The sequence below is a fragment of the Rhizobium sp. CCGE531 genome (assembly GCF_003627795.1).
Lineage (GTDB): Bacteria > Pseudomonadota > Alphaproteobacteria > Rhizobiales > Rhizobiaceae > Rhizobium.
Genome location: NZ_CP032685.1, coordinates 1,272,420 through 1,293,477 on the forward strand (window position 1 = coordinate 1,272,420; position 21,058 = coordinate 1,293,477).

A 21,058-nucleotide genomic window follows, 5' to 3' on the forward strand; every position below is an offset into this window, starting at 1 on the left:
ACGAGCGACGTGATCTCCGACATGGGAGGGTCTGATTTGAACGAAACTATACAACTGTGGGAATGGCGCGAGAAGATCGCAAATCTCTACTACCAGGTACGTTCTAGTCCGGACGCAGTTGCTGCCTGGAGGCTTTGGTGCGACACCCGTTCGACCCTGTTTCGCGACCATCCTCAGTCGCCAATTGAATCGGTCGACCGCAAGACGTTCGAAGGACCGACGACGTTTCCTTATGATCCCTCGTTGCGCCTGACGGTTCAGCTTGTCCCAGTCACGCCGGAACAGTTAACCGTCGCAACAGGGGTGGATGGTGACCTGTCGATGCATACGTTCGCCCGTACAAGCGGGCTGGAGGCCAGATTGGGTGGCGAATTGACCCTTTACTGGATTGAGGGGTACGGCGGTGGCGTGTTCCTGCCGTTTGTCGACGCGACCTCAGGGACTGAGACGTATGGCGGTGGCCGATATCTCCTCGACACCATCAAGGGAGCGGATCTCGGAGTTGTCCGTCCAGACGGCACACTGGTGCTGGATTTCAACTTCTCCTATTTTCCTTCGTGCGCCTATTCGTCCCGCTATGTTTGCCCATTAGCGCCATCGGGCAATCGACTGAGAGGCGCGGTGAGAGCCGGGGAACGGCTTCCTATCTCGAAATGATAAGTGCTGGGGCTATAAGCCTGAACCTTCGTACCCGGCTATTCAAAGTCGCGAGGAGCGCTGGTCATATCGCTCAAATCAATGATTTCAGTGAGATCGGAACCGCACCGGAGAGGATTCGAACCTGCGACCTTCCATTCTTTCTGTATTGATTACGGCTAAGCTATTGGAGTCGTATTCCAACTTGCTTTCAGGATTCCCGTGGGTCTGCCCATCGTTACCAAGGAAATTGAGCTGGTCAATCGACCAGATCCGTCTTAGGGTGGCTGCGCTCAATGCAACAGCCTGCCCGTATGAAACATGCTCCATGCGCACTCTTCCTGTTGTGTCTTTCATTGGAGAATTCCTATGAATTTTTTACTCGACGGTAAGCTGGCTCTCGTCACCGGCAGCACCGCCGGCATCGGGTATGCAATCGCAACTACTCTCGTTCACGAAGGCGCCCATGTCATCGTCAACGGACGAACCCAAGATGCCGTCGATCGAGCCGTCGCCGAATTTGCCGCGATTGGAAATGACAACGTTGAAGGATTTGCCGGCGATCTCGGAACTGCGGAAGCCGCCGATGCGGTCGCGAAGCGCTTCCCGAGTGTCGAAATCCTGATCAACAACCTCGGAATATTTGAACCGAAGCCGTTCGAGGAGATCCCGGACGCTGACTGGCGCCAGTTCTTCGATGTCAACGTGCTATCAGGTGTTCGTCTCGCCCGCCTGTATCTGCCGTCGATGCGCCAGCGTAACTGGGGCCGCATCATCTTCATTTCGAGCGAAAGCGGTGTGCAAATTCCTGCCGAGATGGTGCATTACGGCGTGACCAAGGCGGCGCAGATCGCAGCGGCGCGCGGGATCGCCGAGTCCGTGGCCGGCACCGCGATCACCGTCAATAGCGTGTTGCCAGGCCCAACGAAATCGCGTGGCATCGTCGATTTTGTCGCCGCCTTGCCTGGATCCGAAGGAAAGCCTTTCGCGCAATTCGAGAGCGACTTCTTCGAAAAAGTTAGGCCGACCTCCTTGATCAAGCGCTTCGCGCAACCTGACGAAATCGCGACCATGGTCGCCTATGTCGCGAGCCCACTATCCTCGGCCACCAATGGTGCCGCGCTCAGAGTCGATGGCGGCGTTGTGAAGAGCGCGTTCTGACTGGCGCGGCGGAATGCCGTGCGATGCCGTAAGTCGGCGCTTGTGAATTTTGCGATCATAAAGATCGGCCTGCGGCGCCAAGCGCTGATATCCGCCCCAGGAATAGCCAAGACCGGCGTTTGACGGCGCGAATGCTTGTGGCTAACCGTCGCCAAACTTCGGCATGGAAGCAATGAGTTCGCGGGTATAGTCATGGCGAGGTCGCTCGAAAACCTCCTCGACCGAGCCGGCCTCGACCACAGCCCCGTCCTTCATGACGACGATCCGTTGGCTGATATGCTGGATGACACCCAGATCGTGCGAAATGAAGATTATCGACAGGCCGAGCCTTGCCTGTAGATCGACCAGCAGATCGAGAACTTGCGCCTGCGTCGTGACATCGAGCGCCGAAACCGGTTCGTCGCAGATCAGCAACTTCGGCGTGGCGGCCAAAGCCTGCGCAATCACTACGCGCTGGCGCTGTCCTCCGGAAAGTGCAGCCGGTCTTCGTAAAAGCAGATTCTCCGGCAAGCCGACCAGGCCCATCAGCCTGACGGTTTCTTCGCGGCGCCCGGACCTACTGAGATTGCTGTAGAGCCGCAAGGGTTGCCCGATGATACGCTCGACCGTGAAGCGCGGATCGAAAGAGCTGAGCGGGTCCTGGCTGATGGTCTGGATTCCCGCCCGCAAAGGACGGCGTGCCCGTTCGGAAAGCGCGCTCCACGGTCGCCCTTCGAACAACACCTCCCCGGCATCCGGATGCTGCAGCGCCAGCGCAATCTTGCCAAGGGTCGTCTTGCCAGACCCGGATTCTCCGACCACACCCACCGTTTCGCCGCTGTCGATATGAAGCGACACGTCGGTGACCGCTCGTAGAAGACTGCCGTCCGTTTTCCTGAAGCTCATCGATACGTTGCGGATGTCGAGCAGGCGTTGATCCGAAGAAACAGCCGCTCGAGGCGGCAGGGACGTACCGGGCGCGCTGAGCCGCTGGCCGCGATTGGCGGCGGTCGGCACGGCCGCCAGCAGCTGCCGGGTATAATCGTGGCGTGGGTTCGACAGGATGCTGCGTGCCGGGCCGGTTTCCACCAGTTGGCCCCTCTGCATCACGGCGACCCGATCGGCCAGTTGGGCGGCGACGGAAAGGTCATGGGTGATCAGCAGGATGCCGTGACCGGCGGCGGCCAGCTCCTTGAAGATGGCAAGCACCCTTTTCTGGACGCTGACATCCAGCGCCGTGGTCGGCTCGTCGGCAACGAGCAATCGCGGCTGAGCGGCAAGCGCTGAGGCGATCAATGCCCTCTGTCGCAACCCGCCCGACAGCTGATGCGCATATTGCCCTACCCGCAATTCCGGCTCGGGAACACCCACGCGCTCCAATAGTTGCGCGACGTGCCGCGATACCAGCAAGCGCGGTGCCAAACGATGCGTGAGGATAGGCTCGGCAATTTCCCGGCCGATGGTCCTTAAGGGATCGAGCGATACGAGCGCATCCTGAAGGATGAAACCGATTTCACGGCCCCGCACATGCCGCCACGCCTTTTCCGGTAGCTCATGGAGGTTCAGCAGCCGGCCATCATGGGCAATCAGTTCCATCGCGTCCGCTTTCACAGCCGCGCGTGGACCGGCGAGACCCACAATCGCGCGCGCGGTCACCGATTTTCCGGATCCGGATTCGCCAACCAGCGCAAGGATCTCACCGGACGCGATCTGCAGCGACACGTCGCGAACCGCATCGACGCGGCCCTGCGGGGTCGAAAAGGCCACCTGCAGCCCCTTGACTGTGAGCAGCGCCCTCTGCTCGGACGCCTCTGGACGAAAGTTTCCGCGATCGGCTTGCATGTTCATCGCAAGTCCCCCGTTGCAAGAAGGGTTTGCAGCCGGCGACCGAGCAGCGTGATCGAAATGACCGAAAGCGCAACCACGGTTGCCGGCAACAGGCTGGTCCAGGGCGCGATATCGAGGAAATTGCGACCATTGGCGAGAAGCGCGCCCCATTCCGCCGCCGGAGGGACCACACCGAGGCCTAGAAAACTCAACGCGGAAGCCGATAGCACCGAGCTTCCAACGCCAATGGTCGCAAGGATGAGAAGCGGCCGGATGGCGTTGGGAACGATATGCTGGGTGATGATCGTCCATGGATGTTCGCCGAGTGCGACCGCATGTTCGACATAGCCGGACAGCTTGATGTGAAGCACCTGGGAACGGATCAGCCTGGCATAGCTGGCAATGCCGGCGAGCCCGACCGCCAATAATGTATTGGCGGGTCCACGGCCAAGAACGGCGATCACCAGTAGCGCCAGCAGCATTTCCGGAAAGGCAAGCAGGATATCGATGATGCGCAGCAGAAGCCCGCCGATCGGCCTCGGCGCCAGCGCGGCCGTCGTGCCCAGCACAATCCCGCCGATGCTCGCAATCAGGGTCGCGCCGATGCCGATGGTCAGGGATTGCGAGGTTCCGTACACGACGCGCGAAAACAGGTCACGCCCGAGTTCGTCCGTCCCAAACCAGTGCTGGGCATCGGGCGGCAAGAGTATCGCATTCGGATCGACCTCCTCGGGATCGAAAGAGGAAAGCCATTGTGGTACCCAGACTGCGATGCCAAGAACGACCACAAAGACGCAGGGAATGAGCAGTCCAAAGGACAGCCAAGGCGAGCGTCTACGCCTGTTGTGGCGCGCAAACCCACTATCAGTTGGAACGACACCGCTCATAGACCTGCCCTCCGTAAACGTGGATCGATCAGAAGGTAGAATGCGTCAACCAGAAGATTGACGATGACGAAAACAAGGGCAGACAGCATCACTAGGCCGAGGATCAGAGGCATATCGCGGGTCTTGATCGCTTGAAGCGTGATCTGGCCGATTCCCGAGCGGCCGAATACGGTTTCAGTGAGGATCGAACCGCCAAGAGTGCTGGCAAGCAGAGTGCCGGTAAGCGTTGACGCGGCTAGAGCGGCGTGGCGCAATCCGTGCCTGACACGCAGCACCGTCTCGCCGACGCCGCGTGTTCGCACAGTCAGCGAGAACGGCTGGGATAGTGCTTCCTCCAGACCGTCGCGCAATACCTGGCTTAGAAGAGCGGCCAAAGGCAGGCTCAGCGCAATGGCGGGAAGCACCAAGGCAGATGGCCCATCATTACCGGTCACCGGAAACCATTCCAGATTGAAACTGAAGATCGTGAGCAGGACGATCCCGATCCAATAGACGGGTGTACTCAGGAGGATCAATTCTATCCCGGAAGACAGCAGCGTCAGGCTTCTGCGACGGCCTGCCGTCGCAAGGGCAATGGTGACCGCCAGGAAAAGAGCAAGGACGACCGCGCTGCCGGCAAGCTGCAATGTTGGTCCGGCTGCGTCGTAGATCACCTCCGAAACCGGCTGGCGATATTGATAGCTCTCTCCGAAATCTCCGGTCAGAGCCCTGCCGATATAACGCGCATATTGCGGCGCGAGCGGCTGGTCCAGGCCATATTGATGCACCAATGCGGCTCGCTCGGCCTCGTCGACGACGTTCTCCCCGCCAGCCAATATTGCAACGGGATCGCCGGGAATAAGCTTCACCGCGATAAAGGCAATCGTTGCCGCACCCCAAAGCACGGCAACGATCACACCAGTCCGCCGCACCACGGACTGCAGGAGCTTATTGATCCAGCCAGGCATCGTAGAAATTCGGCTTCGCATTGGTGGCCCAGGAGATGCCGCGAAGCTTCTTCGAGGCGCCGAGTTGATAGGCCGCCACGAAAAGCGGCACGGCATAGGCCTGATCGATGACTTCCTTCTGCACTTCGCCATAGAGCTTTTTGCGTTCGGCATCCGATGCTCCGACGGCTTTGTTCAGCTTCTCATCAAGGCTTTTGATCCGAGAGGCATTCTGACCATTGGGTGGAATGTAGGCCGAGTGAAATACGGTACGTAGGATATCCGGCTCGGCGCGCACATAGTAGAACGAGACAAGATCGTAATCATTGGCGTTGGTGCGAGCGGTCCAGCCGCCGGCATCAACGGGATCGAGCTGTAGATCAAAGCCTGCCTGCCGCACCTGATACTGAACGGCCTGCGCCAGGGTCACTTCCGTCGCGGCAAGTGACGTGCTGTCATAGACGTAATGCAGCGTCAGCCGACTGCCGTCCTTCTTGCGGATACCGTCGGCATCCTTCTGCGACCAGCCGGCCTCATCGAGCAATCGGTTGGCTTTTTCCGGATCGAAACCCCACGACCGGGGGATGTCGCGATCATAGTAGAGCGTGGAAGGGCCAAGGATGTTGTCGGCCGACTTCAGCGTTCCGAAAAAGGCGGCCTTGATGGCGGCAGGCCCATTAACCGCGCTCTGGAAGGCCTGGCGAACCTTCACGTCCTGGAATGGCCCCTTCGAGGTGTTCAGGAAATAAGAGCTGTTGACGCCGGGATTTTCCCGCGTCACCACCTGCAGCTTGCCATTGCCCTGAACGGAACGAAAATTCGCCGGCGGCACCGCGTCGATCGCCTGCAGCTGGTCGCTTGCCAGCGCGCCGAGACGGACTGAGGCTTCCGGCAGATATTTGAAGACGATGTGATCGAAATGGGCCGGTCCCCTATGCGCGGCGTAGCCCGGACCCCAATTGTAATCGGCACGGCGGCTGAGCTTGCTGCCGTTGCCCTTGGTGAAATTGTCGAGCACATACGGGCCGGATCCGATCACGGTATTCGTCGTGCTCTGTGCCTTTTGAAGGTAGGTCGGGGACTGGATACCGAGATAGGGAAGGCTCAACCCCTGCAGCAAGGGCGCAAAGGACTGACGATAGCGGATCACGACCGTGCGATTATCCGGCGCCTCGATCTTGTCGATCGGCCCAAGCAATGACTTGGAGTAGCTGGAGGCCGTCTTCGGATCGAGAATGCGATCGAAATTGTATTTGACTGCGGCTGCGTTGAACTGTGTGCCGTCGCTGAACGTTACACCCTGACGCAGATGGAAGGTGTAGACGGTATTGTCACCATTGACGTCCCAGCTTTCGGCGAGCCAGGGCGTGAACTTATTGTCTTCGCCCTGTCCGACGAGCGAATCGACAATATTGCGGGTAATCAATGCCGTGATGGAATTGCCGGTGATCGAGGGATCGATGATCGAAGCATCGGTTGCCAATCCGACATTGAGAATACCGCCATCAACCGGCCTTGCCGTGTCGGATGCGGCATGCGCCGCGGTGCCTGCCATTGTCAAAAGAGAAAATGCCAGGGCAATGCCGATTTTGCCTCGTCTCGCATCGCCGACGCTCAAATGCCTTTTACTCATATCCCGTCCCTGTTTTGGTCGCTGCCATCGATCGTGCGGCCGAGCGCCTAACCGACATCGTGCAGCATGAACGGCATGATAATTGTCTATAAAAATACTAGACTAAAGGCATCGTGATGCGTTTATGCAAAGAGAGGCGGAAATCCGTTTCAATATCCAAGTGTGAACTGCCGTTGCGCCGTCGGAAGAAGCGCACGTCTTCAGCGTACTTTCGACAAAGCGCGCGAAATCCCGACCGGCGCTCGCAGCGGATCTTTTTCTTGAGGTGCTCGATCAGGCAGACATTCGATTGCCGAGGACAAACTTGTATCGCTCTGGCCGGATGAAGAATTCCGACCACTCGGCGCAAGCGCCGTGATCGAAATATGAGGTTCGTTCGAGGACGAGTAAGACCGCATTCGCGGCAGCGCCGATCAAGGACAAGATGCGAGGCGGCGCGCCGCGCGCGGCAATTGCTATTTCGGCGGAGACGATATCGGCACCCGCTTTGTCCTTAAGGAGTGCATAGGTCGGCCGTTGTTCGGCCGTTTCCAAATCCAGCTCGGACATGACGGCAGGCAATAGGCTCCGACCCAAGGCAATGGGCTCGTCGTCGACCATGTGAAGACGCTCCAACAGTGCGCATCTTGCTCCAAACAACGAGACAAACGCCGACGGCGTCTCAATAGCAGTCAGTTCGACGATCCGCATCGTGGCACCGAAACCTTGCACTTTCAGCGACTCGTGAAAGCTGCGCAGGGTATCGATCTGATGGCGGACCTGCTTGCCGGCCACGAAGGTGCCCTTGCCCTTTCTGCGCTCGATCAGCTCGTCTTTGTCGAGCCGATCGAGCGCAAGGCGGACGGTGACGCGGCTGACGTCGAAGCGCGTCATGATCTGCGCTTCCGATGGCAGCCGTCCGGAGGGCTCGTATGCTCCCCCGGCGATCTCGCGACGAAGGCGATCAGCAATCTGGAGGTACATCGCCACCGGGTTGTTGCGTATCAGGCTCATCTCATTTCCATCGGGGTTAAAAAGACCACGGACTCCAGCAGCTTTGGAATAGCGTTCTCTTCTGCCGCCGGACAAGGAAAGACACCACGTTGATAACATGTATTATAATGTATTAAAAGTTGGAGCAATTCCAACGTCGGATTGTTCGAACGCAATATGGCATTTGTTTCCCCAGCTCCGCAGCTTTCACACGGCGCCACCTTTTCGGTGAATGGCATGGGTTTCGCCTATCCCGAAAGCCGACGCAGCATATTCGAACGGTTTTCTTTGGAAGCCCACCCGGGAGAATTCGTCGCGGTCCTCGGTCCGTCGGGCTGCGGCAAGTCGACACTGCTCAATCTCTTGTCCGGCTTCCTGCGCCCGCAATCGGGTCATATCACCATAGACGGTGCGCCGGTTGCGCCGGAGCATCCGGCACTCGGATATGTGTTTCAGTCGCCCAACCTTTTCCCCTGGCTGAGCGTGCTGGAAAATGTCCGCTTTGGCCTTCGTATGAATCGCAAGGGAACGCCGCAGGAGCAAAGGGCCGTCGCCCTTAATTTTCTGCGGCTTGTCGGCCTGGAAGAACAAGTGGACGAACCACCTCACCGATTGTCGGGCGGCCAGCGTCAGCGCGTAGCACTTGCACGTTCGCTGGCGCTTGAGCCGCGCCTTCTGCTCATGGATGAGCCTTTCGCGGCACTCGACGCCATGACGCGCTCGGCCCTCAACGACGAACTGCTTCGCATCTGGTCGAGCCTGGGCCAGACTGTGCTGTTCATCACGCATGACATCGACGAAGCGATCTATCTGGCAGACCGGGTCCTCGTCCTCGGTCTGCCTCCGACCGGCATAACGGCCGAAGTGACGATCAGCTTGCCGCGTCCTCGCGACCAACGAGGCACGCGCGCCAATCCATTGTTTGCGCAACTGCGCGAACGGCTCGCCGAGCAAATCGCCGCAGTCATGACCCGACAATCAACGCCTTACCTGAAGGGAACCATCGGATGAACCGCATTTTACCTGCAGCTCTTCTTGCACTTGCTGCCGTATGGCCCGCCTATGGGCAAGAGGTGCAGCCACTTCGCGTCGGCTGGGTCCAAGCCATGGCGAATGCGCCGGTCCTCATCGCCGAGGAGAAAGGCTACTTTCGCGAAGAAGGCTTGAACGTCGAGCTCAAGGGATTTGGCGACGGGCCAGTCATTCAACAGGCCGTGGCGGGAGGCGAAATCGATGTGGCCTATATCGGCGCCCCACCCGTCTATCAATGGGCCGCGCGCGGGCTCGAGGCGAAGATCATCGCCAAAGTGAATTATGGTCAGGCAGGCTTGATCGCGAAGGCCGATGGCTCCATTCAGTCGCTCTCAGACCTCAAAGGCAAGAAACTCGCTGGCGTCAATAGAGGAAGCGGCATGGACGTGCTGCTGCGCGGCTTCGTCCTGAAGGAGACGGCCGGCCTCAATCCGGACGCCGATCTCCAATTGTCGCAGATGCCCGTGGGCAATATGAACGCAGCGCTTGATACAGGCGTGGTGGATGCAGCCTTTTCATGGGAGCCCTTCATCAGTCAGTCAGTGCTTCGCGGCACAGGCCGTGTTGTCTTCGATGTGAACGGCGCTCTGCCGGGCTATCCATGGTATGTCGTGGCAGCGCCTGCAAAGACGCTGAAGGAGCGGCCGGGCGATCTCGTCAAGCTGCTGCGGGCCAATGCCAAGGCCATCGCCTTTCTCCGGGAGCAACCCGAAGAGGCCAATCGGATCATCGCGCAGAGTTTCAAGCTGGAATCCGTGAAGGCCGCGGACGGCAGTGTCGTTCCGCCGGAAAAAATCGTTGCTGAAGCCAGGAAACGCCTTGGCTGGTCGGCTGAAATCGAACCGTCCGACCGCGCCTTCATCCAGCGCCTCATCAACTACTCCGTTAGCCTCGGCATTCTCAATAAGCCATTGAATGTCGACGACATCATTGACGATAGTTTTGCCGCGAAAGCGGCCGCTCAGCGGTGAGGTCCGATCGATGAAGACATTCACAGCGCGGCTGCGTTTTCCGCAGCCGTCCTGGCGCTGGGCAGCGCTTCCCTTCCTGCTTGCCGTGTGGTGCCTCGCAGCCAGCAGGGTTCCGTCTTACGTGCTGCCACAGCCCTGGGAGGTGGTAGCCGAGGGACTGCGTTGGGCCTGGTCCGGCGAGCTCGGCCGCCAGTTTCTGGCCAGCTTGTTGCGTGAGTTCGGCGGCTTCGGCGCGGCTATCCTGGCGGCACTCGCCATCGGCGTGTCTGCCGGGCTTTGGCGGCCGTTCCGTGAGTTCGCCCAGCCGCTGCTCGGCCTGTTCATGGCCATCCCTCCGATTGCCTGGGCGCCTCTCTCCCTGATTTTCTTCGGTCTAGGATATCTTTCGATCGCTGTCGTCATATTCATTGCGTCGGCCTTCCCGATGGCGATGACGATCCAGGAAGGCGTGCTTTCGATCGGGAGCGGTGAGGTGCGCGCAGCCCGCATCCTAGGTGCCAAACGGTTTCAGTTGCTGGCTTATGTGTATCTTCCTGCCTCCCTCCCCTTCCTGACCACCGCATTGCGCATCGGCTTCGCCCAGGCATGGCGAGCGCTGGCGGCGGCCGAGATGATCGGCGCCTCCCAAGGGATCGGCTGGATGGTCGCCATGGGCGGACAGGTCGGCAATTCGGCGCAGGTGCTTCTCGGCATCGCGCTGATCGGACTAACAGCGTGGCTCATGGAGAGCCTCGTATTTCGACGGATAGAGCGCCGCTACGAAGGCTGGCGCGGACAATAACGGACCTCTCCCATGACAGAGACTTTGCCACATAAGGCACCCCAAACCGCAGTCCATTCGCCAACGGGCCTTGCCGCCAATTTCGACATGCTTCCCTTCCTCGGCCGCCTCACCTGTCAGAGACAGACGCTGACCGCCGGCGAATGGACCGAACTGGAACTCGTCTATGAGGTCGGTGCTGTCGGCCTTGCCGACAGCGCGTGGCTGAAGCTCGCCTTCAAATTCTATTCCGATTGGGCGCTGTTCCAGACAACGGACCCAACGGGCGCCAACTATGTTTCCGCCGAATACCACGCCGGTCCGCTGGTCCCTGGTCAAAGTCCGGCAACTGTGCAGGCGCTGAAGGTCCGTTTCGACCAGAAGGGACACGAACGTCCTTTCCAGAAGGCCATCATCATCGATGTCGTCGATGGCTATATCAATCCCGGCGACAGGATCGTCATTCGTCTCGGAGATCGGCGTCAGGGCGGGGCCGGCACGCGCGTGCAGACGTTCGTCGAGAAAGCATTCCGGTTCCGGCTGTTCATCGATCCGCTGGGCAGTTCGAAATTTGCCGAAGTGCCTGACGACTGCAAGCTGGAAATCCTGGCCGGCCAGCCCCACGCCCTTCATGTCATTGCGCCGCGCCTTGTTGACCTTGGTCAATCCTTCGATGCGATCGTACGCGTCGACGACATATGGGGAAACACCTGCCGCGATCGCAATTTGCGGGGCACGCTGGTGATCACCGCTCCCGATGCGACCCAACGCACGGAGCCGATCGCGCCGGTCGCGGAGGACTGGACATTCGCGCGGATTTCCGGCCTTTCCTTCACCGAAGCCGGGGAGTGGAAACTGGAAGCACGGCTAGACGACGAACCCTTCGTCGTCGCAGCCGTCGCCTACGTGCAGAGCGAAGAAGGCGCCTTGCGTCCTCTCTACGCGGATCTGCACGTTCATTCCGACGACACTGTCGGCACCAACGACGCGACCTACAATCTCACCTACGGACGGGACATCGCCGGGCTTGACGTGGTGGGCTATACGGTCAACGACTTCAACATCACCGAAGCGAACTGGGACAAGGCCGTGGAGATTATTCATGGCCTCAACGAGCCCGGTCGTTTCGTCTGCTATCCGGGCACCGAATGGTGCGGCAACTCCGCAGCCGGGGGCGACCGCAACGTCGTCTTCCTTCGTGATGGTAAACCCCGCTTCCCCTTTGATGAAAAGGGACGTTCCCTTCGCTCTTTCGAATGGAATGAGACCACGGCTGGAACAATCCGGCCCGGCGTATGGCCCGTAGACCGGCTCCATTCCGCCTATGAGGATGATCCGGAGGGCCATTTGCTGATCCCGCATGTGGGCGGTCGACGCTGCATTCTGGATTGGAATCATCCCGAGCTGGAGCGGCTCATCGAGATTGGGTCCGCCTGGGGACAATTCCATTGGCTCTACACCGAGGCGCTCGCACGCGGATACAGGGTCGGCGCTTCCGCGGCCAGCGACGAGCACCAGGGCCGCTGCGGCGGCGGCGCACCGGCAACCGGAACGTTCGGTTCGCGCGGCGGGCTGACGGGCGTCATCGCCGACCGCTTCGACCGCGCCGGCGTCGGCAGCGCACTGCGGGCACGGCGCACCTTCGCCACGACCGGTGAACGCAGTTTTGCTGTTCTGTCCCAGGGAAAACATTTCATGGGCGAAGAATTCGATGCCGAACCTGAAACGCCGCTCTTCTACCGTCTGCTTGGCCAAGCCGGTTGGGAAGAAGTCGAACTCTATGACGGCGACCGCATGGTGTGGCGACGCGATCTGCATGCTGAGGCGGGCTTTAGCGAACGCGGCGTTCGTATCCGCTTCGGTGGCGCGCGCATCAAGGATCGCTACCGGGCAGCCTATTGGAGCGGCGCGGTCGCCGTGACCGGCGCGGCGCTTCTCGATGCGCGCGGAGTTGGCTTTGACCACCCCGAACAAAGCGTATGGCGCACCGGACTCGGCACGCTCGGCTTTAGAACGGCAACCCACGGCGATGTCGACGGAATTGAGCTCACGCTTTCCGAGCTGAACGACGCCCACATCAGCATTGCTGCTGACCTTCATGGCTACAGCAAGATCGGCGATCCGTTGCAGCCACCACCGCATGTACATGCCCCCAAAGCGAGTCTGGAAGTAAGCGGGAAGGATCTGCTTGCGAAGGGCTCCGTCACGCTCGATCTGCCGGGCGTCGAGCTGCGTCTTGTCGTAGAAAGGGTCACCGACCAACCGCTGCCGAGAGATCTTGCGGGCGAGATCTCGTTGCACGAACTCGAGCTCGCTCCAGCACGAGAACATCCATTGTTCATAACGGCGCGTCAGCGGGACCAATCCCGAATTTGGACGTCTCCGCTGTTCTTGAAGCTTCGATAATTGATGCACTGGCTTGCGACGGTCGGTGGTGGCTCCCTGTCACCATCGGCCTGCTCTGGTTTTTGATAGTGCAGGCCATACTGGATTGTTCGCTAGTTGGCTTCGTCATTCGTCTGGCAGAGGCGGATCGCAGCAACGAAAGTCGTGAAGGACAGCCGAGCATTGGTCACCTTGAAGGGATATGAACCGACTGCCTGTTGTAAAAAAAGCCATGCGTTTGAAATTCCTCGACATCAGACATCGACTTCGATGGAATAACCGATTTGGGGCCGCTTCCGGAATGTCGGGTTGCGGCGCGATTGCCCCAATAGCCGTCAATTGAGATACATACGTTAGCTCTATCAATCAACCTTAGCTTGCCTCTCGGCTTTGCTTGATAGGGTCATAGCTATTCGTGAAAATCCTGAGAAATCGCATCGCCTGTAAGCTCTTCTTAAACCAGATTTGAAGGGGCCGAAGCGATTTATCCGCTCCGGCTTTTTTGATTGCTCCGCTTGAAATTGAAGTGCAAAGTTAGGGCACGGCAATAAAGGGAGATGAAGCTTGATCGCGGTGGAATTGCAAGTCCGGGAGGTCGTGGCGGCATTCAATTCCGGAAAGCACGCCGACGCGCTGCGACTGTGCCGCAATGCCCTGAACGACAACCCGGATGATGCCGTACTCAATCACCTCCTCGCTGCGGGGAGCTTCGCGGTCCAGGATTTCGTCACGGCGCTGGATTGTGCCGAGGAGAGCCTCAAAGCCAGGCCGGGAAATCCGGCAACATTGTTCCTCGCAGGGCGCGCTGCTCGCGCTCTTGGCCGGCTTGACCTTGCCGAAAGCTATTTCGCTCAGCTTCCAGTCGCCTTTCCGGACGCGCTCGCCGAGCTCGCCAGGACATTTGAACAGAATGGCAAACGCCAGCAGGCAGCTAAGGCCTGGCAGCGGGCATTCGAGATCGATCCATCCTCACGGGAGGCCGCCGCAAGGCTTGGCCGTCTGCTTTGGGAAGCCGGGGATTTCGAAAATGCCCGCGAACGGCTGGAGTTTGCGGTGAAGGCAGATGCACCTCACAGCGCTTGGTTCGACCTCGGCCTCGCGCGTCAAGATTGTGACGATCTTGCCGGTGCCGTGGATGCCTTTAAAACGGCGCTCGCGCGCAAGCCGGATGATCCGCAAGCTCAATTCAACCTCGGTAGCGCTCTGCAGCAGCTTGGTGATATGGAAGGTGCAATTGGCGCGTACCGGGATGCCTATGCGCTCTCACCTGCGACGCTGGGCATGATAGCAAATGTGCTGAGTTCTGGACGCAATGGACTTCTATTCCTCAACAAGGCGGAACTGCGCTCTTTTCTTTCTAGGTGAGCGGGAACGCTTGTCCCTGAATTTCTTGCGATAAATGCCAGGCTCGACCAGAATTTGGCCGACTGTCCGGTCGTAACCGTCGATCTGCTTGCCGTCAAAGCTTTCGTAGACAAGCTCAAGGTCTTCCCGCCGGACGGGAAAGCAGTGTGCGACCGGCAACCCCTTGGGCAATACGCCCTCGAAATCCGGTCTTGTCCAGATTGCCGGGAAATTGATGCCTGCGTCGTGGAATTTATCGCAATCTACCATTCCGGTCACGGTTCGAAACGGGAGGTCTTCCCGATTGGCAGGATGCGTCGCAAAAAGCGACCACTTTTCCTCAAGCTCAATCGTCCAGAAACTGTTGAATTTGATCGCTGCCAGTTGGGATGTTCCCTCTTTGGCCAGCGCTGATCCAAGGATTTGTTCAGGCACATGGAAACTCATAGGCGCACGGGGGTGGTTTTTCGCAGCCGGTATTGGCACATCCCAGTCCCAGGAGAATTTTCCAGCTTTTACCGTCACATCGCATGGCAGCAGGATCATGAAGCCATGGGTCATGGCGTCGACAAAAGGCGGACATTGCTTGACGGTTCGTATGTCACGTCCATGAAATTCCGAAAACGAGGTACTCGACATCTGGCGAAGCCAATCGGGCAAACATGACCGCGCCGCCGCTGGTTTCGGCAAATAATCATGCAAATTCGGGTCGCAACGGAAAATGATCTTCATGCGGCTCACAGAACAGCTCAGCGCTTAATACCAATGTCTAACTTTGTCGCCGGACAGTGTCCCCTCAAGCGATTTGGAAATTAGTATGCCTTCTCAAAGACGGCAACAAGCGGAAAGGTGTTCGATGCCGAGATAGCCCCAGTCAGAAAAATCCCGGTTACTGAACCGACTTACGGACTGACGTCTGCGACGGTGCCCGATAGGGCATTTTGTGGCTGATGCGACTAATACTCGATAAACAGCCTTTGGCATATTCGGCACTTGAGGACGCCTAACAGAATGCAATAAACGGCCGCTTGTGGAAGCTGGTTCAAATTCGCGAACGACCGAAAAAGCGGCGCGAAGCTGACGATCTAATCTTCTATTTCCGATTGGGCGCCATTGCGAAAGTGAGCGATGCTCGCCTTGAGATCCCATCCCGAGCCGGTTCCTATGCCCAGCCGGTTCCTGAAAGCCCAAGATTTCCGGTAGTTCAGGATCGAAAGCTCGGCATAATAGCCCGCGATGTTAGGTGCCTGATCTTCATATTGAGACGCTCCAGGTGAAGAGCCGGAATTTTCAGTGAAAGGTAGGCATCACAACCATTCATGCTCCGTTCAGCTGTTCGGTTTCAAAATGATGACAGGAATGGAGGTTCGCTATGAAAATCCTTAAAAGTCTGCTTGCGCCGCTTCTGGGTGTCGGCCTGTTGATCGGTGCGGGTGCTGCATCGGCTGCACCGATGATGAGCATGACGAAGCCGGAGGTCCAGTCATCCGTTCAAACGGTTGGTTATCATCACCGTCGTCATTGGCATGGCCCGCGACATCACCGGCCTCACCATTGGGGCTCGCATCGCAGCTACCGGAGCCATTACTGGCGTGGCCATCATTACGGTTGGTACAAGCATCGTCATCACCACCATCACCGGTACTATCGTTACTGACCGGAGCTCGCGGAACGCTGCATAAGGATCGCGAGTATTTGGAGCATTGGCCGAGGCGAGAATCGAATCTCTCTCGGGGTGTCGGCCACAGGGATGACGATGCCTCGCCGACACGATCAGCGGTCTCTGTACGGCCGCGGTTTTCGTCGTCCTGCACCGCGGCGTGGTTCCGAAACGGTTGAATTCACCCTGAGGGGATCGACTTATTCAACCGTCGACGGTTTCTGAAGCCCATCAGCAACATCCCGCCAACTAAATCAATCAGCCTCCGGCGAACCCGGTACGTGTGTGGATGCCCCCGGTTTGGCAAGAAGATTTTTTGACGGCTGGCCGCGAACAAGGAATTCTATCGGTCGTGTGTCAGGCCTCTTGATCTGGCCTGAGTAGCCACGGGCGCGCAATTGAAAGCCGAAGGCAAATGCCCCGACAACCTTGTGCACCGGCAGGTCAAATATCTTAACAATGTCGTCGAGGCGGATCACGGTAAACTGAAGCAGCTGATCAGACCGATGAGAGGGTTCAAGACGTTGAAATCCGCCTACGCGACGATCAAAGGTTTTGAGGTCATGCGGGCTTTGCGCAAGGGCCAGGCAGCTGTTTTCAACCTGACGCACGACATCCGTGGGGAGGCACGCATTGTCGAGCGAGCTTTCAACATCGGACCATGCGCGTTGACGGAAGCGGTAGCTCTGCTCGCCCATAATCTCGACGATCGGGCAGCCTAACTGTAAAAAGCACGGAAAGATCTTCGCAGTTTGGAAAATTTGCAACAGAGCCCGACAGCTCGACGTTGTCTGGGGCGCGAGCCACTTATTGCCGTGCCCGGAAGCTGTCGATCCACTGGTAGGTGAATTGAGGCTCACCGCTGTTGGAACTGCTCACACAGGTTTGGTTGCAATAGAGCGGGTTGAGCACCCAGGGATCGCTCGTTGCGGTGACACTCGCCTGCGACTGGTACATGGCATAGGTTGCTACAGTCAGTCCTTGGGCATCGAATAGGCTGTCGGCATTTTCGAGCCAGTGGCGGACGTTCATCAACCAGGCGCTGCTCTGTAGGAAGGCGACCCATTCAGGTCGTGGTCGCGGAGTTTGCAGAGCATAGTTGATGTACTGCCAGACCTTCCAGCTCGAATTGATGCCGTACCGCTTCGCGAAGGCAGGAACGATCGTGTCGCCGAGGTGCGACCTGAAATAGTTCTTCAGCGAGAACTCACTGCTGATCATGGACTTGTTGCCGAGCCGGTCGCGTGCCCAAAGGATTGCGTGCCGCATGTCCTCGATCGATGCAACATGCATGTGCAAGTCTATTCCGGTCACTCCCGGCGTGTTGCGGGCATAGGAAATCAGATCCTTCACCGCTTGGATCTGCAGCCTCGGATTCTGGAGATTATTGAATGCGCCCACATAAAGCGGGATATTGCGACCCGAGTTGTGATCGTAGGTAATCACATGGTTGGCCATGTGCTCGTAGAACAACACTAGATTGCTGTTGAGATTGGCTGAGTCAGTCTCAATGAACGGTTCGTTGCCGACGACGATCAGGTCAGTCTTGGGAAAGACCCGATCGAGCAGCTTGGTGGTGAAGACGCGGATGTCCTTGAACGCTTGACTGTCAGGATCGCTCGGGATGGCACCATCCTTGTAGTCGTACTTGAGGTTCAAGATAACCTTGTAGCCGTCGTCGTGCATCTTGACGAAGCTGATGATGTCGGGATCGGTCGTGAGCGCGGCCTCGCCCCGCGCCTGCAGCCGGCGGACATCGAGGAATGCGCGGACCCAGCGGGTCCCGGTGAGCGCGGCGTCAGCTTTGCTATAGTTTCGCGTCAGGCCGTTGTAGTTAACACCCAGATCCGATGCTTGGGCGCTGCCGGTAGCTAGACCTAGCACAATCGCGGCGGATAAGTACTGTCGCATTTCCTCTCCTCGTACTCTTTGACAACTGCGGTTCGAAAATCACTGTCCGCCCGGACCGCAGGCTTGGGTCGCGCTTGCGGTTGTTCAGTATCCTCGTGCCATCACCCGAGCGATGGCAGCTTATGCCGTGCGCAGGACCGTGAGCTTGAACGGACCGCCATTTGCAGCGGCGTGCTCTACCGCCTCATTTGCCGCATGAAGGTCGAATTCGCTGACCTTGTAGAGCCCGAGATCAAGCATTCCGCCACGGACCAATCCGACAATGCTCGTAACGGCCTCGGGCGAATACATCCATTGCCCCTGGATCGTGATGTTGTTGCGCATAATCCAGGGGTAAGGGAGCGACAATTCCTCGCCGCCCAGCATTCCGATGCCGCCCATCAGCACCGCTCGGCCGTAAGGTCTGACCGCCATGATCCCGGCGCGCGCGACATGCGCCGGGACCGAGGGCGGAAGGAAGTCAAGAACAGCGTCGATGGGCGCAGGCGCGGCCTCTTTCATCGCGTCGGTGTCACGCATCGGATCCCCGCTCAGACGAACTGTAATGAGGCGCGGCCCGAAAAGCCGTTCGAGCCGGTCAAGCGCGGCCACATTTCGTCCTGGCGCGAGCACTGCACGCGCACCCATGGCAAGCGCGGTCGCAACAGTGGCGCTGCCGAAATTGCCTGTAGCCCCGCTGACCAGAAGTGTCTCGCCCGGCCGGAAGTTCATCGCAAGCAGACCTCCATAGGCGACCAGAAGGACGATGATCGCGCACCACTGGCCGGCCTCCCGAGAATCGATATCGCCGATGGGAATTGCATTTTCCGTAGGCACGCGGATGCGCTCGGCGAAGGCGCCGTCACGGTAATAGTGCTGAAGCCGAGCGCCGCCTTCTCCTCGCGCGCTCCAGCCCTGCAGAACGATGTCCGGCATCAGCGCATCGTCGCGTGACCGAACGGTAGGGTCGCAAAAGACCCAATCGCCGGGCTTCAGCTTCGTCGCATCCGGACCGACCTGCCGCACCTTTCCGACGGCGCCGCAACCGGGCACCATCGGAGTCGGCATCGGATATCTGCGCGCGCCGCTGAATACTTCATCCGCATAGGAAAGAACCGGTGCCGCCGCGACCTCCACGATGACCTCCCCGGTTCCGAGCGTCGGATCCGGCACGTCTTCAATTGTTAGCGGTTCACCGAAGTTGTTCAAGATTGCTGCCTTCATGAATGTCTCCTCATCAGGCCATGCGCTCAATCTAAACATCGGACGTGAGTTGCCAAGAGCTGCTATGATACTAGTATTATCGAGTATCCCCTAGGAGCCGTATCATGGATACCAATGAGGAACTGGCGGAATTCCTGCGTTCGCGCCGAAACCGCCTCACGGACGCTGCCGATGGGATTGCCGGGCATCGCCGCCGGAGAACACCTGGGCTGCGGCGGGAGGATGTCGCGCGGAGGGCGGGTATAAGCATCGAATGGTACGTAAAGCTCGAACAGGGGCGTGCCGTCTCCCCATCCGACGCAACCCTGAACGCCTTGTCTGAAGCGCTCGAACTGAACGCGGTGGAGCGGGCACATTTGCAACGGCTCGTAGGCAAGGCCAAACGCGCGCGTTTTTGCAGGGAGGTCGTGCCGCCGACGATCAAGACCCTCCTTGAGAGCCTGCCGCAGCCTGCCTATGTCACGGGTCAGCGCTGGGATATTCTGGCCTGGAATCCTGCGGCGGCCAATCTTTTTGGCGATTTCGCGGACATTCCCGTCGAGGATCGGAATATCCTTCTATTCGTGCTCGCGGATCCAAAAGGACGAGAGCTGTTCGGCTCCGGATGGGCCAACGAGGCAAGGCGCATGGTCGCGCTCTTCCGCGCCGAACACGACCTCTGGAACGGCGACAGCGCCTTCGCAGAACTGGTCGAGCGGCTGCATGCGGGCTGTGCAGAGTTCGACAGCTGGTGGCGATCCCACAACATCGCCGCTCCCGTCGGCGGATCAAAGCTGTTGCGTCATCCGGTGCGCGGCGACGTCAAGTTTGGCTATGCCACATTTCAAGCCAATGACGACCCAAGATTAAAGCTCGCTCTCTATTTCGAGAGCTAAGGGGCGCCCGATACATCCGCCGTTAGGAAAAGGAACGGCGCGGGCACTTGGTGTTGCATGAGCAGGCGCCTGAAACGCCGTGGCGCAATCAGCTTCGCCGGGCACAATGTCGGCAATCCGGGCATATGCCCGAGGATGGTCCGCAGTCAGACACAACCCAATGGCCATCGCCGTTAGACAGGATGCTTTGCACCTTAATACCCGGACCGGGCGACCATTTCGATTTTGTTCGCATGCCAGCCCATAGCGGCGTCACTTCTAGCGATTTCTTAACCGCGCAAAGAGAGGAAGACCCCGATTAAATGCCAAACGACAAGCATTTCCAGGGGAGTTTGGCCGACACACTGGCAGACGTCGGTCATAGGGATTTCCCCCGAACTGCGCCCCCACCCGGAACAAAGCTTTCGCATGGCCGTTCGTTCTTTTGATGAACGGAAAAGGAAAGGCCAAGCCCCGTGGCAATCAATCCAGGTACACGGACACACAGGAACACAAGGCCAATCACATCGCTAATCGACACTACACCCGAAGCCAGAGGAGGAATAACTCGTGGATCATAGCAACCACATACGACTGACCGAGGAAGAGCTCACACAAGCTAATCTGGAAGGCGCATCGATCTATGGTGCTGATGACCACAAGGTTGGCACCGTTGACCACGTGCACGGAGCCGGTAGCGGCAGCAGCGTCGTGATCGACGTTGGCGGCTTCCTTGGCATCGGTGCAAAGCCGGTGTCCGTTCGAGCGACCGATCTCGATTTCATGCGTGACGAAAGCGGCGAGATCCATGGCGTGACTTCCTGGACAAAGGACCAGTTGAAGGCAATGCCCGAGCATCGAGATTAAGACTGGAAAGGGAGCTTCCGCATGTGCAATGGGCTCCCCTTCGAACCGAG

At 58.7% G+C, this 21,058-nt stretch carries 18 protein-coding genes and 1 pseudogene; 11 read left to right on the forward strand and 8 right to left on the reverse strand.

The window, feature by feature from the left end; translation table 11 throughout:
* The first annotated feature begins 21 nt into the window (after positions 1-21).
* Both CCGE531_RS25415 and CCGE531_RS25425 read left to right on the forward strand, forming a co-directional pair.
* Positions 22-657, forward strand: coding sequence for a DUF1684 domain-containing protein (locus CCGE531_RS25415; protein WP_120669431.1), 636 nt, complete (start codon positions 22-24; stop codon positions 655-657).
* A 348-nt stretch (positions 658-1,005) separates the two neighbouring features.
* On the forward strand, positions 1,006-1,797 hold the full coding sequence (locus CCGE531_RS25425; protein WP_120668910.1) for an SDR family NAD(P)-dependent oxidoreductase: 792 nt from the start codon (positions 1,006-1,008) through the stop codon (positions 1,795-1,797).
* A 141-nt stretch (positions 1,798-1,938) separates the two neighbouring features.
* Here CCGE531_RS25425 and CCGE531_RS25430 read toward each other — a convergent pair whose 3' ends face one another.
* The 5 genes from CCGE531_RS25430 to CCGE531_RS25450 all read right to left on the reverse strand — a co-directional run bounded on the left by CCGE531_RS25430 (position 1,939) and on the right by CCGE531_RS25450 (position 8,042).
* Positions 1,939-3,624: an ABC transporter ATP-binding protein gene (locus CCGE531_RS25430; protein WP_120668912.1), complete on the reverse strand. Its 1,686-nt coding sequence runs from the start codon at positions 3,622-3,624 to the stop codon at positions 1,939-1,941.
* The gene (locus CCGE531_RS25435) at positions 3,621-4,490 is read right to left on the reverse strand and encodes an ABC transporter permease (protein ID WP_120668914.1); all 870 of its coding nucleotides are present in this window, start codon (positions 4,488-4,490) and stop codon (positions 3,621-3,623) included. The genes CCGE531_RS25430 and CCGE531_RS25435 overlap by 4 nt, the downstream gene beginning before the upstream one ends.
* Positions 4,487-5,437: an ABC transporter permease gene (locus tag CCGE531_RS25440; protein WP_120668916.1), complete on the reverse strand. Its 951-nt coding sequence runs from the start codon at positions 5,435-5,437 to the stop codon at positions 4,487-4,489. The genes CCGE531_RS25435 and CCGE531_RS25440 overlap by 4 nt, the downstream gene beginning before the upstream one ends.
* The gene (locus tag CCGE531_RS25445) at positions 5,418-6,971 is read right to left on the reverse strand and encodes an ABC transporter substrate-binding protein (RefSeq protein ID WP_120669433.1); all 1,554 of its coding nucleotides are present in this window, start codon (positions 6,969-6,971) and stop codon (positions 5,418-5,420) included. The genes CCGE531_RS25440 and CCGE531_RS25445 overlap by 20 nt, the downstream gene beginning before the upstream one ends.
* Positions 6,972-7,322: 351 nt before the next feature.
* Entirely contained in the window at positions 7,323-8,042 is a 720-nt protein-coding gene (locus CCGE531_RS25450) for a GntR family transcriptional regulator (RefSeq protein ID WP_120668918.1), read from the reverse strand.
* 156 nt (positions 8,043-8,198) lie between these two features.
* Here CCGE531_RS25450 and CCGE531_RS25455 point away from each other — a divergent pair, with 156 nt between their 5' ends.
* The 5 genes from CCGE531_RS25455 to CCGE531_RS25475 all read left to right on the forward strand — a co-directional run bounded on the left by CCGE531_RS25455 (position 8,199) and on the right by CCGE531_RS25475 (position 14,534).
* Positions 8,199-9,032, forward strand: a complete 834-nt coding sequence (locus CCGE531_RS25455; protein ID WP_245459299.1) for an ABC transporter ATP-binding protein — start codon at positions 8,199-8,201, stop codon at positions 9,030-9,032.
* On the forward strand, positions 9,029-10,024 hold the full coding sequence (locus CCGE531_RS25460) for an ABC transporter substrate-binding protein (RefSeq protein ID WP_120668920.1): 996 nt from the start codon (positions 9,029-9,031) through the stop codon (positions 10,022-10,024). The genes CCGE531_RS25455 and CCGE531_RS25460 overlap by 4 nt, the downstream gene beginning before the upstream one ends.
* A 10-nt stretch (positions 10,025-10,034) precedes the next feature.
* Positions 10,035-10,805, forward strand: coding sequence for an ABC transporter permease (locus CCGE531_RS25465; RefSeq protein WP_120668922.1), 771 nt, complete (start codon positions 10,035-10,037; stop codon positions 10,803-10,805).
* A gap of 12 nt (positions 10,806-10,817) precedes the next feature.
* On the forward strand, positions 10,818-13,190 hold the full coding sequence (locus CCGE531_RS25470) for a hypothetical protein (protein WP_120668924.1): 2,373 nt from the start codon (positions 10,818-10,820) through the stop codon (positions 13,188-13,190).
* 552 nt (positions 13,191-13,742) lie between these two features.
* The gene (locus CCGE531_RS25475; RefSeq protein WP_245459397.1) at positions 13,743-14,534 is read left to right on the forward strand and encodes a tetratricopeptide repeat protein; all 792 of its coding nucleotides are present in this window, start codon (positions 13,743-13,745) and stop codon (positions 14,532-14,534) included.
* Here CCGE531_RS25475 and CCGE531_RS25480 read toward each other — a convergent pair.
* On the reverse strand, positions 14,490-15,245 hold the full coding sequence (locus CCGE531_RS25480) for a hypothetical protein (protein WP_162944005.1): 756 nt from the start codon (positions 15,243-15,245) through the stop codon (positions 14,490-14,492). The two genes, CCGE531_RS25475 and CCGE531_RS25480, sit on opposite strands and share 45 nt — an antisense overlap.
* Before the next feature lie 640 nt (positions 15,246-15,885).
* Between CCGE531_RS25480 and CCGE531_RS25485 the strand changes: the two genes are divergently transcribed.
* Complete coding sequence (locus CCGE531_RS25485; protein ID WP_120668930.1) at positions 15,886-16,170, forward strand: hypothetical protein; 285 nt, start codon at positions 15,886-15,888, stop codon at positions 16,168-16,170.
* A gap of 395 nt (positions 16,171-16,565) precedes the next feature.
* Positions 16,566-16,895 (forward strand): annotated as a pseudogene (locus tag CCGE531_RS25490) (DDE-type integrase/transposase/recombinase); the annotation flags it as partial.
* An 85-nt stretch (positions 16,896-16,980) separates the two neighbouring features.
* Here CCGE531_RS25490 and CCGE531_RS25495 read toward each other — a convergent pair.
* A complete protein-coding gene (locus CCGE531_RS25495; protein WP_120668932.1) occupies positions 16,981-18,084 on the reverse strand; it encodes a hypothetical protein in 1,104 nt (367 codons plus the stop codon).
* A 120-nt stretch (positions 18,085-18,204) separates the two neighbouring features.
* On the reverse strand, positions 18,205-19,287 hold the full coding sequence (locus CCGE531_RS25500; protein WP_120668934.1) for a zinc-binding alcohol dehydrogenase family protein: 1,083 nt from the start codon (positions 19,285-19,287) through the stop codon (positions 18,205-18,207).
* A 104-nt stretch (positions 19,288-19,391) separates the two neighbouring features.
* On the opposite strand from CCGE531_RS25500, the gene CCGE531_RS25505 reads away from it, so the two are divergent.
* On the forward strand, positions 19,392-20,162 hold the full coding sequence (locus CCGE531_RS25505) for a helix-turn-helix transcriptional regulator (RefSeq protein WP_120668936.1): 771 nt from the start codon (positions 19,392-19,394) through the stop codon (positions 20,160-20,162).
* Positions 20,163-20,711: 549 nt separating this feature from the next.
* A complete protein-coding gene (locus CCGE531_RS25510; RefSeq protein WP_120668937.1) occupies positions 20,712-21,008 on the forward strand; it encodes a PRC-barrel domain-containing protein in 297 nt (98 codons plus the stop codon).
* Positions 21,009-21,058: the final 50 nt, after the last annotated feature.

Excerpts from the sequence above, each read along its gene's own strand:
- CCGE531_RS25485 (WP_120668930.1), top strand. The coding sequence starts at position 15,886 with ATGAAAATCCTTAAAAGTCTGCTTGCGCCGCTTCTGGGTGTCGGCCTG.
- CCGE531_RS25505 (WP_120668936.1), top strand. The coding sequence starts at position 19,392 with ATGGATACCAATGAGGAACTGGCGGAATTCCTGCGTTCGCGCCGAAAC.
- CCGE531_RS25470 (WP_120668924.1), top strand. The coding sequence starts at position 10,818 with ATGACAGAGACTTTGCCACATAAGGCACCCCAAACCGCAGTCCATTCG.
- CCGE531_RS25450 (WP_120668918.1), bottom strand. The coding sequence starts at position 8,042 with ATGAGCCTGATACGCAACAACCCGGTGGCGATGTACCTCCAGATTGCT.
- CCGE531_RS25440 (WP_120668916.1), bottom strand. The coding sequence starts at position 5,437 with ATGCCTGGCTGGATCAATAAGCTCCTGCAGTCCGTGGTGCGGCGGACT.
- CCGE531_RS25415 (WP_120669431.1), top strand. The coding sequence starts at position 22 with ATGGGAGGGTCTGATTTGAACGAAACTATACAACTGTGGGAATGGCGC.
- CCGE531_RS25430 (WP_120668912.1), bottom strand. The coding sequence starts at position 3,624 with ATGAACATGCAAGCCGATCGCGGAAACTTTCGTCCAGAGGCGTCCGAG.
- CCGE531_RS25460 (WP_120668920.1), top strand. The coding sequence starts at position 9,029 with ATGAACCGCATTTTACCTGCAGCTCTTCTTGCACTTGCTGCCGTATGG.
- CCGE531_RS25445 (WP_120669433.1), bottom strand. The coding sequence starts at position 6,971 with ATGGCAGGCACCGCGGCGCATGCCGCATCCGACACGGCAAGGCCGGTT.
- CCGE531_RS25500 (WP_120668934.1), bottom strand. The coding sequence starts at position 19,287 with ATGAAGGCAGCAATCTTGAACAACTTCGGTGAACCGCTAACAATTGAA.
- CCGE531_RS25495 (WP_120668932.1), bottom strand. The coding sequence starts at position 18,084 with ATGCGACAGTACTTATCCGCCGCGATTGTGCTAGGTCTAGCTACCGGC.
- CCGE531_RS25465 (WP_120668922.1), top strand. The coding sequence starts at position 10,035 with ATGAAGACATTCACAGCGCGGCTGCGTTTTCCGCAGCCGTCCTGGCGC.
- CCGE531_RS25455 (WP_245459299.1), top strand. The coding sequence starts at position 8,199 with ATGGCATTTGTTTCCCCAGCTCCGCAGCTTTCACACGGCGCCACCTTT.
- CCGE531_RS25480 (WP_162944005.1), bottom strand. The coding sequence starts at position 15,245 with ATGAAGATCATTTTCCGTTGCGACCCGAATTTGCATGATTATTTGCCG.
- CCGE531_RS25425 (WP_120668910.1), top strand. The coding sequence starts at position 1,006 with ATGAATTTTTTACTCGACGGTAAGCTGGCTCTCGTCACCGGCAGCACC.
- CCGE531_RS25435 (WP_120668914.1), bottom strand. The coding sequence starts at position 4,490 with ATGAGCGGTGTCGTTCCAACTGATAGTGGGTTTGCGCGCCACAACAGG.